The sequence below is a fragment of the Bacillus sp. AG4(2022) genome (assembly GCF_031844465.1).
Classification (GTDB): Bacteria; Bacillota; Bacilli; order Bacillales; family Cytobacillaceae; genus Bacillus_AB; species Bacillus_AB infantis.
This window is the reverse complement of the sequence record NZ_JAUZVH010000001.1, coordinates 460,891-474,133: the sequence shown is the minus strand read 5'-3', so window position 1 is coordinate 474,133 and position 13,243 is coordinate 460,891. Positions and strand designations below refer to the sequence as shown.

Annotated in this window: 14 protein-coding genes; 9 read left to right on the top strand and 5 right to left on the bottom strand. The window is 47.0% G+C overall.

The window, feature by feature from the left end; genetic code table 11:
- Positions 1 to 33 precede the first annotated feature (33 nt).
- The 3 genes from mutS to Q9R36_RS02375 all read left to right on the top strand — a co-directional run bounded on the left by mutS (position 34) and on the right by Q9R36_RS02375 (position 5,271).
- Positions 34 to 2,685, top strand: a complete 2,652-nt coding sequence (gene mutS, locus Q9R36_RS02385; RefSeq protein WP_311224503.1) for a DNA mismatch repair protein MutS — start codon at positions 34 to 36, stop codon at positions 2,683 to 2,685.
- 18 nt (positions 2,686 to 2,703) lie between these two features.
- Positions 2,704 to 4,626 carry a DNA mismatch repair endonuclease MutL gene (gene mutL / locus Q9R36_RS02380; protein ID WP_311224502.1) on the top strand — a complete coding sequence of 641 codons (1,923 nt, stop codon included), beginning with the start codon at positions 2,704 to 2,706 and terminating at the stop codon, positions 4,624 to 4,626.
- 105 nt (positions 4,627 to 4,731) lie between these two features.
- A complete protein-coding gene (locus Q9R36_RS02375; protein WP_311224501.1) occupies positions 4,732 to 5,271 on the top strand; it encodes a helix-turn-helix domain-containing protein in 540 nt (179 codons plus the stop codon).
- 58 nt (positions 5,272 to 5,329) lie between these two features.
- Here the strand turns inward: Q9R36_RS02375 and Q9R36_RS02370 are convergent, their stop codons facing one another.
- Positions 5,330 to 5,734, bottom strand: a complete 405-nt coding sequence (locus Q9R36_RS02370) for a nucleoside 2-deoxyribosyltransferase (RefSeq protein ID WP_311224500.1) — start codon at positions 5,732 to 5,734, stop codon at positions 5,330 to 5,332.
- Between the two features lie 218 nt (positions 5,735 to 5,952).
- Here Q9R36_RS02370 and Q9R36_RS02365 point away from each other — a divergent pair, with 218 nt between their 5' ends.
- From Q9R36_RS02365 to Q9R36_RS02355, 3 genes are read left to right on the top strand one after another with little or no spacing between them, the layout of a single operon-like run.
- On the top strand, positions 5,953 to 6,492 hold the full coding sequence (locus tag Q9R36_RS02365) for a GrpB family protein (RefSeq protein WP_311224499.1): 540 nt from the start codon (positions 5,953 to 5,955) through the stop codon (positions 6,490 to 6,492).
- On the top strand, positions 6,489 to 6,860 hold the full coding sequence (locus Q9R36_RS02360) for an HAD family hydrolase (protein ID WP_311224498.1): 372 nt from the start codon (positions 6,489 to 6,491) through the stop codon (positions 6,858 to 6,860). Before Q9R36_RS02365 ends, Q9R36_RS02360 begins: the two co-directional genes overlap by 4 nt.
- Positions 6,835 to 7,173, top strand: coding sequence for an HAD family hydrolase (locus Q9R36_RS02355; protein ID WP_311224497.1), 339 nt, complete (start codon positions 6,835 to 6,837; stop codon positions 7,171 to 7,173). Before Q9R36_RS02360 ends, Q9R36_RS02355 begins: the two co-directional genes overlap by 26 nt.
- A 51-nt stretch (positions 7,174 to 7,224) precedes the next feature.
- Here Q9R36_RS02355 and Q9R36_RS02350 read toward each other — a convergent pair whose 3' ends face one another.
- Both Q9R36_RS02350 and mreBH read right to left on the bottom strand, forming a co-directional pair.
- The gene (locus Q9R36_RS02350) at positions 7,225 to 7,761 is read right to left on the bottom strand and encodes a CBO0543 family protein (RefSeq protein WP_009791506.1); all 537 of its coding nucleotides are present in this window, start codon (positions 7,759 to 7,761) and stop codon (positions 7,225 to 7,227) included.
- Positions 7,762 to 7,904: 143 nt separating this feature from the next.
- On the bottom strand, positions 7,905 to 8,912 hold the full coding sequence (gene mreBH / locus Q9R36_RS02345; protein WP_129611745.1) for a rod-share determining protein MreBH: 1,008 nt from the start codon (positions 8,910 to 8,912) through the stop codon (positions 7,905 to 7,907).
- Positions 8,913 to 9,167: 255 nt separating this feature from the next.
- Between mreBH and miaA the strand changes: the two genes are divergently transcribed.
- Both miaA and hfq read left to right on the top strand, forming a co-directional pair.
- Positions 9,168 to 10,169, top strand: coding sequence for a tRNA (adenosine(37)-N6)-dimethylallyltransferase MiaA (gene miaA / locus Q9R36_RS02340; protein ID WP_249276770.1), 1,002 nt, complete (start codon positions 9,168 to 9,170; stop codon positions 10,167 to 10,169).
- 28 nt (positions 10,170 to 10,197) lie between these two features.
- The gene (gene hfq / locus Q9R36_RS02335; RefSeq protein ID WP_022543740.1) at positions 10,198 to 10,431 is read left to right on the top strand and encodes an RNA chaperone Hfq; all 234 of its coding nucleotides are present in this window, start codon (positions 10,198 to 10,200) and stop codon (positions 10,429 to 10,431) included.
- Positions 10,432 to 10,756: 325 nt separating this feature from the next.
- Here the strand turns inward: hfq and Q9R36_RS02330 are convergent, their stop codons facing one another.
- Complete coding sequence (locus Q9R36_RS02330; RefSeq protein ID WP_022543741.1) at positions 10,757 to 11,032, bottom strand: hypothetical protein; 276 nt, start codon at positions 11,030 to 11,032, stop codon at positions 10,757 to 10,759.
- A 142-nt stretch (positions 11,033 to 11,174) separates the two neighbouring features.
- Between Q9R36_RS02330 and spoVK the strand changes: the two genes are divergently transcribed.
- The gene (gene spoVK / locus Q9R36_RS02325) at positions 11,175 to 12,125 is read left to right on the top strand and encodes a stage V sporulation protein K (RefSeq protein ID WP_094767522.1); all 951 of its coding nucleotides are present in this window, start codon (positions 11,175 to 11,177) and stop codon (positions 12,123 to 12,125) included.
- Between the two features lie 265 nt (positions 12,126 to 12,390).
- Here spoVK and Q9R36_RS02320 read toward each other — a convergent pair whose 3' ends face one another.
- Positions 12,391 to 13,002 carry a trimeric intracellular cation channel family protein gene (locus tag Q9R36_RS02320; protein ID WP_311224496.1) on the bottom strand — a complete coding sequence of 204 codons (612 nt, stop codon included), beginning with the start codon at positions 13,000 to 13,002 and terminating at the stop codon, positions 12,391 to 12,393.
- Between the last annotated feature and the right edge of the window lie 241 nt (positions 13,003 to 13,243).

Genomic DNA, 13,243 nt, shown 5'->3' with positions numbered 1-13,243 from the left:
AGAAATAATGAGAGATGTTGTTTGGAGGATATTATGGCAGCTTACACGCCGATGATACAGCAGTATTTACGAGTAAAAGCAGACTATCCTGATGCCTTTTTATTTTTCAGGCTCGGGGATTTCTATGAAATGTTTTTTGAGGATGCCATCAGGGCGTCCCAGGAGCTTGAGATTACCTTAACAGGCAAGAATGGCGGAGTGGAAGAGAAAATCCCGATGTGCGGGGTTCCCTACCACTCTGCCCAGCAATATATAGAGCAGCTGGTGGAAAGAGGCTATAAAGTAGCCATCTGCGAACAGACAGAGGACCCCCGCCAGGCCAAGGGCGTCGTGAAAAGGGAAGTGGTGCAGCTCGTCACGCCCGGTACCCTGATGGAAGGGCGCGGGCTCAATGAAAAGGAAAATAACTATATTGCATCCATTTCCGCATTTTCAGACGGTTCGTTTGGATTTGCCTGCAATGACCTTTCCACAGGAGAGAACAAAATCACCTTACTTGCCGGCCAGGAAGAAGTTCTGAATGAGCTCTCGATGTCAGGTGCAAAGGAAGTGGTTGTTTCCTCCGGCTTCGACCCGGAAATGGAGCGCAAATTCAGGGAGCGTTCTGTCGCGGCCGTGTCTTATGAACAGGACGCAGGCATATCAGAGATGAGCGCTCCCTTATTGGATGACCTTAATCAGGACAAGCTCAGGGAGACAGCGGCAAGACTGCTGAATTATCTGTTCAGGACACAGAAACGGAGCCTTGACCACCTTCAGCCGTTTGCCACATACCAGGTGCACCAATTCATGAAGATTGACTATTTTTCCAAAAGGAATCTGGAGCTGACTGAAACCATCAGATCGAAAGGGAAAAAAGGTTCGCTTTTATGGCTTCTGGATGAAACAAAGACGGCAATGGGGGCAAGGATGCTGAAGCAGTGGATTGACCGTCCGCTGATCGATAAAGAGGCGATCGGGCGGCGCCATTCGCTTGTCCAGTCCCTTCTGGATGATTATTTTGCCAGGCAGGATCTGCGTGAAAAACTGAAAGAGGTTTACGATCTTGAGCGCCTTGCCGGACGTGTCGCATTCGGGAATGTTAATGCCCGCGATCTGATCCAGCTGAAAAGCTCGCTCCTCCAGGTGCCATTGCTGAAGGAGCTTGTGGGCGGCCTTCAGAATGAGGATGCGAAAGCGCTGGCGGAAAAGCTCGATGCATGTGAGGAAATCACGGATCTTCTTGAAAGCGCGATTGTTGATAATCCGCCGATTTCCGTGAAGGACGGGAATATGATCCGGGATGGCTACCATGATGAGCTGGATCAGTACCGCGACGCGAGCAGGAACGGCAAGACCTGGATTGCCCAGCTTGAGGCCCAGGAGCGGGAACGTACGGGCATCAAGTCTTTAAAAATCGGCTATAACCGGGTATTTGGCTATTATATTGAAGTTACGAAGGCTAATATCCATCTTCTTGAGGAAGGGCGGTATGACCGGAAGCAGACTTTGGCCAATGCCGAGCGGTATATCACCCCTGAGCTGAAGGAGAAGGAAACACTGATCCTTGAAGCGGAAGAGCGCATTACCGAGCTTGAGTATGAGCTGTTTTGCCATGTCCGCGACCATGTGAAGGAATACATCCCGAGGCTGCAGTCACTCGCTAGGACGGTCAGCGAGCTTGATGTGCTTCAGTGCTTTGCGCAGATCAGCGAGGACCGCCACTATGTCCGACCTGTTTTTTCCGGTAATCGGGAAATCAGCGTGAAGGAAGGGCGCCATCCTGTCGTGGAAAAAGTGATGGACAGCCAGGAATATGTCCCGAATGACTGTGTGATGGGTGACGGACGCGAACTGCTCCTGATCACAGGACCGAATATGTCCGGCAAGAGCACCTATATGCGCCAGGTTGCCCTGACTAGCATCCTTGCACAGATCGGCTGCTATGTTCCGGCTTCAGAGGCGGTGCTGCCGATTTTTGACCAGGTGTTCACTAGGATCGGGGCGGCGGATGATCTGATCTCCGGCCAGAGTACCTTTATGGTTGAAATGCTGGAAGCAAAGAATGCAATTGCCAATGCCACACAGAACAGCCTCATCCTTTTCGATGAAATCGGGCGCGGGACTTCCACCTATGATGGAATGGCGCTGGCCCAGGCGATCATTGAGTATATCCATTCACGGATCGGGGCAAAGACCCTGTTCTCGACCCATTATCATGAGCTGACCGTGCTTGCAGAAGAGCTCCCTGATCTGCAGAATATCCATGTCAGTGCCATTGAGCAAAATGGCAAGGTCCTGTTCCTTCATAAAATTAAAGAAGGAGCAGCAGACAAGAGCTATGGAATTCACGTCGCCCAGCTGGCAGAGCTGCCGGCAGAACTGATTGACCGGGCAAATGAAATACTGGAGAAGCTTGAAAAGAAAGAGGGAGAACCCGCTGAAAAGCCTGTCCGCGAAAAAGTAGCGGCAGGCATGCCTGAGCTCACTGCAGCTGACCCGGCCCCAGCTCCAGCTCCAGAAGTTCACGATGCCCAGCTGTCATTCTTTGATGGTCCGGCAGAGCAGAAGAAAGCAAGCTTGAGCCCGGCCGAAAAGAAAATCCTGGACAAGCTGGCCAAGATGGATATTCTTGAAATGACACCGCTTGATGCGATGAATACTTTATATGAACTGCAAAAAACGGCAAAAAGCACAAAGAAATAGTAAGAGGAGGTGTTGCTCGTGGGAAAGATAGTTCAGCTCGATGATGCCCTTTCCAATAAAATTGCCGCAGGTGAGGTGGTCGAACGGCCGGCATCTGTCGTAAAAGAGCTGGTGGAGAATTCCATTGATGCGGGAAGCACCATAATCGAAATTGATGCAGAAGAGGCGGGCCTCGCAAAAATCCGCATCATTGACAACGGGGAAGGCATTGAAGAAGACGATGTGATGACGGCCTTCCAGCGCCATGCCACAAGCAAGATCAAAGATGAAAATGATCTGTTCCGCATCCGGACACTCGGCTTCAGAGGGGAGGCGCTGCCCAGCATCGCCTCTGTCTCCAGGCTGGAGCTGAAGACCTCGACAGGAGATGCAGGCACAAGGATCCTGATTGAAGGCGGAAAGGTTGCGGAATTTGAAAAGGCCGCGAGCCGGAAAGGGACAGATATCACCATTTCCGATCTGTTTTATAATACACCGGCCCGGCTGAAATATATGAAGACGATCCACACGGAGCTTGGCAATATTACCGACGTGGTCAACCGCCTCGCACTTGCTCATCCCGAGGTGTCCTTCCGCCTTGTCCATAATGGCCGGAAGCTCCTGCATACAGCCGGGAACGGAAATGTCCAGCAGGTGCTGGCTTCCATTTATGGCATGAATATTGTCAAGAAAATGATTCCCGTCGAAGCAAGCTCGCTCGATTTCCATGTTCATGGCTATATCGCGCTCCCGGAAATCACCCGCGCTTCGCGCAATTATATTTCAACAATGATCAACGGCCGGTTCATCAAGAATTATCCGCTGGTTAAAGCGATCCAGGAAGGCTATCATACCCTGCTGCCGATCGGGCGTTATCCGATTGTGCTTTTGAATGTACAGATGGATCCGCTGCTTGTGGATGTCAATGTCCACCCTTCCAAAATGGAAGTCAGGCTGAGTAAGGAGCATGAACTGAATGAGCTTGTAGCGGGTACCATTAAAGAGGTCTTCAAGTCACAGGAACTGATTCCTGCCGGCTTTGCCCCGGCAAGGGCTGAAAAACCGAAGTCTGAGCAGACCTTTTTTGAACTTGACCATCTTCCGGAAAAGGAGATGGAATATAAGGAACAGGCTCAGAACAGGCAGAATGACAGCAGGCAGGCCCCATCTGAATCCGGACAGCCGATGTTCATTAAAGAGGAAATAGCTGTCCGGCAACATGAGGAAGCACCGGCATTTAAGCCGCAGGATTTACTGCGGACTGACAGCATGGCATTTCCATTCAAGGCCGAACAGCCTGCGGAAAGCCAAGCCTTTTTGGAAGATGATGAAGAAGAGGTGATCGAGGGGACAGCAGAGCTGGAAGCTGCTGCCGTTCACAGGGTGCCGCCATTATATCCGATCGGCCAGATGCATGGCACCTATATTCTCGCCCAAAATGACCGCGGACTCTATATCATTGACCAGCATGCTGCCCAGGAGCGGATCAAGTACGAGTATTTCAGGGACAAAGTCGGCCAGGTGGAAAGCGAGCTGCAGGAAATGCTCGTTCCGCTGACATTTGAGTACCCTGCAGATGAATATATTAAGATTAATGAGCATATTGCTGAGCTTGAAAAGGTCGGGATCTTCCTGGAACACTTCGGGCAGAACACATTCATTGTCAGGTCCCACCCCCAGTGGTTCCCTAAGGGAGAAGAGCAGCAGATCATAGAGGATATGATTGAACAAGTGCTTTCCATGAAAAAGGCCGATGTGAAAAAGCTGAGGGAAGAAGCAGCCATCATGATGAGCTGCAAAGCTTCTATCAAAGCCAACCACCATTTGCGCAATGATGAGATACAGGCTCTGCTTGATATGCTCCGCAAATCATCAGACCCGTTCACATGCCCGCACGGCCGTCCGATTATCATCCATTATTCTACCTATGAAATGGAAAAGATGTTTAAAAGAGTCATGTAGTTCTGTCATGTCTTACCTATATTTTAAAAGTTTTATGAAATCCTGCAGAAAGCCCTTCCCACAGAGGAAGGGCTTTCTATATGATAGAAAAGGAGGCGAAATGAAATGAAAAGGTATTGGCTTGTGAGACTCAGGAAAAAAAGGAATCTGACCCAGGCAGAAATTGCAGAGCTTATTCATATAGACAGAGCCTATTATTCACAAATTGAATCAGGCTTGAGAAATCCGAGCGAAGAAATCAGCCGATCGATCGGCAGGGTCCTTAACATTGATCCTTTGCTCCTTTTCTCAGATACCAACGCTTTTCAGGATGCATTTTTCCAGACCCAAAGCATCCTTGCCCACAGTGACTTGGACCTCCGCTATACATGGGTCTATAATCCGACCGGCATGGAGAAGGTCCAGCATTTTATCGGTGCCAGGGATGATGAGCTTAATTACACGATTGATGCAAAGAAAATACTCGGCCTGAAAAAGAAGGTCATCGATACTCAAAAGACCGTCTCCGTCTATGACAGCTGTTTCCACAACGGAGAATCTTATAATTATTGCTTTATCGGCTATCCTCTGGTCGATCAGTCAGGCGTATTGATAGGGGTAGGCACCATTGCCATGAGGATGGATAATATGGCAGTGGAAGAATAAATACGATATGCCCTTCTGGCAGGAAGGGCATATCGTGTTTAACGCCCGATTTCCAGTCTTATCTGCTTTCTGTTCTGCACTCTCTTTTGATAAGCTCCTTTTTCAACTCTTCAAACGTGCCGATGAGATGGATAACCTGCTGCAAAAAATAGAAGGTGGAAGCTTCAGCCGGGTTATCCTTCAAATCTTCCCCAGCGTATAGATACACCCGTTTCCCAAAGCCAAGGGCGAGACCAAGCTCAATATGGCTTCCTTTACCTGCCGGAAGGAGAATGACAACAAAGTCAGCTTCCTTCACTGCTGCAAATTCAGCTTCCCCGATTGAGCGGAGCTCCTTCGCATCTTCAGCCCGGCTATTGCTGGTCCAGTCATAGGTTTGCCGAAAACCCTGCTCCTTTAAGATTGCAGCGAGCTCCCGAACCCGAGAAATATTGGAAAAACTTGAGCCGATGTAAAATTTCATCCTATCATCCTTTCAAGTAGTTATTCATAGTGTATAGTGTCAGAACAATTTGTCAATGAGAGCCAGAGTTGAAGGTTATGATAATAATATTATGTTAACAAAGATTCTGATTTCTGCCTGCATCCGTTTTACACACCTTCCAGTATAGTTTCGGCAGAAGGGAAATAAGGCAAGAACAGCGAAATAATGATTGAGAACTGGAAGGGGGAGGATATTGTATGCTGCTCGGCTTAAATCCTGATGAAGTGAGGCTGGCAGACCATTCACCAGGCTGGAAAACAGAATTTCAAAAGGTGCGCAAAAATCTGCTGGAAAACACAAATATCCCTGACAGCCATATTGCACATATTGGCAGCACCGCTATCACAGGCATCCCAGCCAAACCCATCATTGATGTTATGGCAGCTGTTGAAGACCTGGCTGCTATTGATAAACAACTGATTGCCGGATTGAGAACCGCAGGATTTCTTCAATTGAAAGTCAAACGGCCAGAGGAAATGGTTTTTGCCAGATTTGCGGATGAAGATAATAAAATCAAAACCCATTTCCTGCATCTTGTCGAATATGAAGGAGTTTTATGGAAGAATCTCCTTTTCTTCAGGGACTATTTAAACGATAACGAAGATGCAAGAAAAGAATATGTACAGCTGAAGTTTGATTATATTAAGAATACTTCCACAGGCATTAAAGCGTATACAGAGTACAAGGAAAGCTTTGTGAACAGGATTACAGAGCTGAGGGGAACAGAGGAAAAGTGATAGGTGGCCAAAACGGAAAAGCCATTAAACTGAAAAAAGAAGTCCGGTGGATCTTTTTTGATGCGGGCGGTGTACTTTTTGATACACCTGTAAAACTGAGTGAAAGGGTTCAGGAGTTCCTGGTGAAGAAAGGATACAGTCTTTCAGAAATAGAGAAAAGCATTATAGCGGCTAAAGGGATACAGACACCCTTTGTGACGTCTTTTCAGGAAGAAGAGGACTTTTATAAAAGGTTTTATGGGACGATGGCAAGGGAGCTCGGTGATGAGGCACTAGGAGATGAATTGTTTTCTGAAACTCATTATGCAGCCCACTGTGAGCTTTACCCTGAGGTGCCCTGTTTTGGAAGAGCTGAGCAGGAATTATGAACTGGCTGTCATCTCGAATGCGATGCCCAGTATGGACCAGGTGTTCAGCAGGCTGGGGATACGGCCCTATTTTAAAACCATCATTCTCTCTGCTTTTGTACATACCGAAAAGCCGGATCCAGCTATCTATCAAAAAGCCCTTGACTGTATGAATGCTAAAGGTGAGGAAAGCGTCTTTATTGATGACAAGTTGATCAATATTGAAGGAGCCGGCAGGTCTGGGATAAAAGGTTTTCACCTGGACCGGAGCGGAATGGATCTAGCCGCTCTTCTGATGAAATATAACCTGCTGCAAAAAAATCTGTCCGGCTGAAGCCATGACTGGGGGATAAACAAACGGGCAAAGTTCCAGGAAGTCTGTCTTTTAAGGACTTTTTGCTCGTCTGCCAATCCAGTCGGAACAAGCTTTTACCACTATGCCTAAAACAAAAAGTGACAAGAACGAATAGGTATAATTCCATTTATACAAAATGTATAAACGATAATGCACAAACAATGGAATCATGATATACGAGACGAATAGAAAAATGGCCGCACTGGCAATCAGATAGTTTCTCCATTTGCGGAAGAATTGATAGCTTAAAGTGATCATAACCGGAATAACCGCAAAATCAACAGCATTGAAAGAGCGCAGGACGGTTATAAACTGATGCGGATAGGTCCACAGGCCATAAAAATAGCCTAATTCATCCACAATCCCGACAAGGATAAAACTTATAAGGAAAGCAAGGCTCATTTGCATCAGCCGGTAGCGGTCAATCAGAACCAATAACAGAAGTATGAATAATAGATTTAAGATAGTAATGAACCACCAGTGCGGACTGAATAAATCTTCAATCAGCCAGTATTCCAATTCCAGACGGCTGGCTCTTTCATTCAGGTCCTGGACCATCTTGAACATAATGGGTGCCTCCTATTATATTATCTAGTTGTTGATTATATCCAACGAGGCTTAAAATTATTCAGCAGTGGCTGTCCACAAAAAAACAGCCTATAAACGGCATGAAAGACCGTTTATAGGCTGTTTTTTTAAAAAGAAATACACTATCTCACTGCTGTCTGCAGCTTATCAATAAACTTAAGCGCCTTGCCTGTCCCGATTGCTACAGATTCAAGCGGGCTGGACGCGAGGTGGACGGGAACGACGATTTCTTGTGAAAGCCAGTCCTGCATGCCATTCAGCAGTGAGCCGCCTCCTGTGAGGATAACGCCGCGGTCCACTATATCGCCGCTCAGTTCTGCCGGGCTGTCTTCAAGAGTGGCCCGGATCGCTTCAAGGATATGAAGCAGGGATTCTTTCATTGCATCCCTGATCTCATATGAGGTAAGGCTAATGGTCTTCGGCAGTCCTGTTACCAGATCCCTGCCGCGGATATCCATTTTCATTTCCTCATGGTCGATGAGGGCATAGCCGATTTCCATTTTGACCTGTTCGGCTGTTCTTTCCCCGATCAGGACATTGTACTCTTTGCGCACATATTGGATAATATCGTCATCAAGCCTGTCTCCGCCTATGCGGACAGAATGGCAGGCTACCACTCCGCCAAATGAAATGATCGCCACTTCTGTCGATCCCCCGCCGATATCGACGATTACATTCGCGACTGGTTCATCGACCGGAAGCCCTGCCCCGATTGCTGCAGCTACAGGCTCTTCAATCAGGTGAACCTTCTTTGCTCCCGCATTCCGGACAGCATCATGGATGGCCCTTCTTTCAACGCTTGTTGAGCCTGACGGTGTGCAGACCACCACATTCGGCTTGCGGATGGCAAAGCCAAGCTTTTTCGATGCCTGTCTCATGACATGGCGAAGCAGCTCGGTCGTAATATCATAATCAGCAATTACTCCATCCTTCAAAGGACGGATGGCAACAATTTTGCCCGGCGTCTTGCCGATCATTTCCTTTGCTTCCGTGCCGACAGCAAGCACCTTCCTTGTATCTGTGTCAATGGCCACAACAGAAGGTTCGTTAAGGGCGATGCCTTTATTTTTGCTGTACACCAGTATATTAGCAGTTCCTAAGTCAATTCCAATTTCAGAAGTTGAAATCATCCTATCACCTATTCTTTCATTATGATTGCCTAATAATCTTCTGTAACATTAGCACGAAAAAGGGGGTCTTCTGACGAATGTTATCGAATCGTTAAATAAATGTAATGAATGATGAAATTTTTATCATAAATGGTAAAATAAAAGGGAGGAATTGGCTGAATAAAGAAAAACCTTGCTGGCAATACTGCATAGATATTCAACTGCACAGTCAAGTTATGGTAGGATATAGGAAAGCCAAAAGGATCAACAGCCCTTATGGCCCAGAGAATGAAAGATAAAGGCAGTGTGAATGGATTGGATACAAAGCAGAAATTGATCGTGCTGATCGGCCCGACAGCTGTCGGCAAAACCAGGCTCAGCATTGAATTGGCCAAAAGGTTTGATGCTGAAATCATCAGCGGCGACTCTATGCAGATCTATAAAGGCATGGATATAGGGACAGCCAAGATTACAGAGAACGAAATGGATGGGATCCCCCATCATTTGATTGATATTAAAGCGCCAAATGAACCTTTTTCAGCGGCTGAATTCCAGGAGCTCGTCAGAAAGGAAATCGCCTGCATCGCTTCCCGGGGGAAAATGCCTATGATTGTTGGGGGAACAGGCCTTTACATACAATCCGTCATCTATGACTATCAATTTTCCGAAGCCCCGTCAGATGATGCCTTCAGGGGTGAGCTGGAAAAGCGCCTTGAAGCAGAAGGGGCAGAGAGCCTATTCAAGGAACTTTGTGAAATCGATCCTGCCAGTGCCGAAAAAATGCACCCCAATAATACAAGAAGGGTGATCCGCGCGCTTGAGGTATACCATTGTACAGGAAAGACCATGTCCCAGTACCAGGAACAGCAGGTGCCTGAGCTGCTGTATGATACAAGCATCATCGGGCTCTCCATGGACCGGGAAAAGCTGTATGATCGGATCAACAGCCGGGTTGATAAAATGATGGACGATGGCCTTCTGGAAGAAGTCGAAGCTCTTCACAGGCAGGGGCTGAAGGACTGCCAGTCAATCCAGGCAATCGGCTATAAGGAAGTCTATGAATACATAAACGGCCGCATCTCTTTAGAGGGCGCGGTCGAAAATCTGAAGCAAAATTCACGCAGATACGCAAAAAGGCAGCTGACCTGGTTTCGAAACAAGATGAATGTGGAATGGTTTGATATGACACATGTATCCGATCCAGGCTTGCTTGAAAAAAAAATCGCGGAAATTTCTGCGTATATTGAAGGAAAGCTTCAAATAAAATCGAATACATAATATTAGAGACAAAAGAGGAGGATTTATCATGAAACAATCCGTTAATATTCAAGACCAATTTCTTAACCAGCTTCGCAAGGACGGCACAGGGGTGACTGTATTCCTTTTGAACGGATTCCAATTGCGCGGGCAGATCAAAGGGTTTGATAACTTCACGGTGCTGTTTGAATCAGAAGGGAAGCAGCAGCTGGTCTATAAGCATGCCATTTCCACTTTTTCTCCGCAGCGCAACGTCCAGATCGATCTTGAAGGACAGCAATAGTCCATACTATAAACGCAAGTCCGCTTCTTCCTGGGAGCGGACTTTTTATATTGAAGGCTAAGTTAAAGTTCAATGGTGATATTACTTATACTGGCTTATTACACTGACACACTCGATAGTTAAAATTCATCTAAGAGCCATTCCCCGCCCAGCTATAAAAGAGCGGACTTTCACGAGCCTGAATGAGGGAATCAGTGACAGGCTGAGGTGGAAATTAGCGGAGGAACTCCCCTTAACTTCGAAAAAACACTAAAAACAGCTCAAATAGACGGAGAAATTACAACTATCAACTCAGAAAACAGGAAAACGGACACCTTCGCTACCCTTAACCGGAAATTCTCCGCTTATTTATACCTACTCTGGCCAAATTCAGCAGCTTAACAGTAGAATCTCCGCTTATTTTAAGGCTTGGCTGACACTCAATCAAGGATAGGACTTCCTGGTTTATCATTCCATTTAAACATTTATCACCAACAGAGTTTAACAAAGCGATATTGAAAGAACAATTTCCCTTTTCAGCAACTTTCTTTAATGATTTTGGAGGCTTGTGAATATATATAAAAATAACGGTTATTTCTCGGGAAACCGCAGGATATGACATCTGGAAGCTCCTGTATGGAGAAAAATCCGATAATATGTCGCTTCAGCAGTAAATATGGCTTTTTTTCTGCCTGAAAGATAGGCATTTGTCACAAGAGTCAGCTTCAGGGAGTATACTGGTGGGAAATAGTGAGGTGAAAGCTTTGGACCAGCCGATACGCATGAAAAATAATGGCCAGATCAGCATTGTGCTCAATTCGCAGAAAAGGAAGCCATTTACAAAGGAAAGCCCGGACATCCAAGTTGTTCCAAGGGTATTGCCTCAGGAGCATGCAGCACTTAAAGAAATTGAGGAAGAGCTCGCGGCTCTTGTCGGCATGGAAGAAATGAAGCGGATGATAAAAGAAATTTATGCATGGATATATGTGAACAAGAAAAGGGAAGAAACAGGGCTGAAGGCAGGGAAACAGGCTCTGCATATGATGTTCAAGGGAAACCCGGGTACAGGGAAGACGACGGTCGCCAGGCTGATCGGCAAGCTATTCCTCAGGATGAATGTCCTTGCCAAAGGCCATCTGATCGAGGCGGAAAGAGCCGATCTTGTCGGTGAATATATCGGCCACACTGCCCAAAAGACCCGTGACCTTATCAAGAAGGCAATCGGCGGCATTCTTTTCATAGATGAGGCCTATTCACTCGGCAGGGGAGGAGAGAAAGATTTTGGCAAAGAAGCGATAGATACGCTTGTCAAGCATATGGAGGACCGGCAGCACGAGTTCATCCTGATTCTTGCAGGCTACTCAAGGGAAATGGATTATTTCCTCACACTCAATCCCGGCCTTCATTCAAGATTTCCGCTCGTCATCGATTTTCCTGATTATACAATCGAGCAGCTGATGGAAATCGCGCAAAAGATGCTGGTGGAAAAAGAATATTCCCTGAGCCATGAAGCGGAGAAGAAGCTGAGGGAGCATCTTGTGTGGGCAAAATCGGATATCAGCACAACCGCTTTTTCCAATGGGCGCTATATCCGCAATATCCTTGAAAAATCGATCCGTGCACAGGCGATGAGGCTGCTGATGCAAAGCCATTTCGACCGGCATGAGCTGATGACGATCAGAAGCAATGATTTAATGTTTGAAGAAGATATGTAAGAAAAGCGCAAGCGCCTTGCTCACCCTTAAGGAACGCAGACTAAGAACGCCACGTCCTGTGGCAACGTCTGCATAACCCCCATCCTGGGGGCCTCAAGACGATCATCCCGGAAAGGCGTTCTGTGCCTTTTTGGGATGATTGGCTTGTGACCTCGAGGGGGTAGGCGCTGGAGCTAGACAGTAATCAAATTCGTAAAAGTTATATTTTCTTATCTTGTAAGAAAAAAAGCAGGCTGCCGGGCCTGCTTTTCTTTTTCTATAGTATTTACTGCCTGGCTGCGCCAAGCCGCCTCGCCGGAAGCTTCCAGTGATAGGTGTATGACAGCACCCGGAGAAGGGTGATAGACACAAACAGGCTGTATAATGCAACGGCCGAGTCTGCCAGCCCGAGCCCGATGGCAAAGCCGCAGAGAATGGCCCAGACTGCGTAGATTTCCGATCTCAGCACCAGCGGCTTCCTCCCGGCAAGAAGGTCGCGGATGATGCCTCCGCCGCTTCCGGACAGGACAGCAGCCACGATGACAGCGCTGAGCGGATGGCCCATTTCCGAGGCGTAAATCGCACCCTGGATCGCAAAGGCAGAAAGGCCGATTGCATCAAAAAAGTTCCCCCATTTTTGCCAGTGCCTTAACAGATTATTAGGGAACAGAAATACCGCTGTAATGGACAGCAGGGCAATCTGGAAGAACATCCCCTGCTCCCAAAGGGCTGAAACCGGCACCCCGATCAGCAGGTTGCGGATGGCACCTCCGCCAAACGCTGTCACAATCCCGAGTATGTAAACCCCTAAAATATCATATTCTTCTTCCATGGCAATGATCGCGCCGCTTACTGCAAAAGCAATCGTGCCAATCATGCTCAATACTTCCCAAGTCATGGTGCATTTCTCCTCTGGTGAAGGCCGTAGCAGGCCAGCTTTTCATTTATATCAGGCAGGGCGTTTTGCGTATTCCCCTGCATAAAATTCTATTCAAACCAAATATGATTTTAACATGCAAATATGATTTTTCAATCTTTATTTTCCAGCAGCGGAAAAGAATAAGAAACAGAAGGGTTTTAAAGCGCTAAGGCTGGTGAAAATAGTAGGATGGAAAGCATATTTTTGGTATGATATTTGA

What these genes read in the sequence shown, in the direction of transcription:
- mutS (WP_311224503.1), top strand. Translation starts at nt 34, where the DNA reads ATGGCAGCTTACACGCCGATGATACAGCAGTATTTACGAGTAAAAGCA.
- Q9R36_RS02375 (WP_311224501.1), top strand. Translation starts at nt 4,732, where the DNA reads ATGAAAAGGTATTGGCTTGTGAGACTCAGGAAAAAAAGGAATCTGACC.
- Q9R36_RS02370 (WP_311224500.1), bottom strand. Translation starts at nt 5,734, where the DNA reads ATGAAATTTTACATCGGCTCAAGTTTTTCCAATATTTCTCGGGTTCGG.
- Q9R36_RS02365 (WP_311224499.1), top strand. Translation starts at nt 5,953, where the DNA reads ATGCTGCTCGGCTTAAATCCTGATGAAGTGAGGCTGGCAGACCATTCA.
- Q9R36_RS02350 (WP_009791506.1), bottom strand. Translation starts at nt 7,761, where the DNA reads ATGTTCAAGATGGTCCAGGACCTGAATGAAAGAGCCAGCCGTCTGGAA.
- mreBH (WP_129611745.1), bottom strand. Translation starts at nt 8,912, where the DNA reads ATGATTTCAACTTCTGAAATTGGAATTGACTTAGGAACTGCTAATATA.
- miaA (WP_249276770.1), top strand. Translation starts at nt 9,168, where the DNA reads ATGGCCCAGAGAATGAAAGATAAAGGCAGTGTGAATGGATTGGATACA.
- hfq (WP_022543740.1), top strand. Translation starts at nt 10,198, where the DNA reads ATGAAACAATCCGTTAATATTCAAGACCAATTTCTTAACCAGCTTCGC.
- Q9R36_RS02330 (WP_022543741.1), bottom strand. Translation starts at nt 11,032, where the DNA reads ATGTCATATCCTGCGGTTTCCCGAGAAATAACCGTTATTTTTATATAT.
- Q9R36_RS02320 (WP_311224496.1), bottom strand. Translation starts at nt 13,002, where the DNA reads ATGACTTGGGAAGTATTGAGCATGATTGGCACGATTGCTTTTGCAGTA.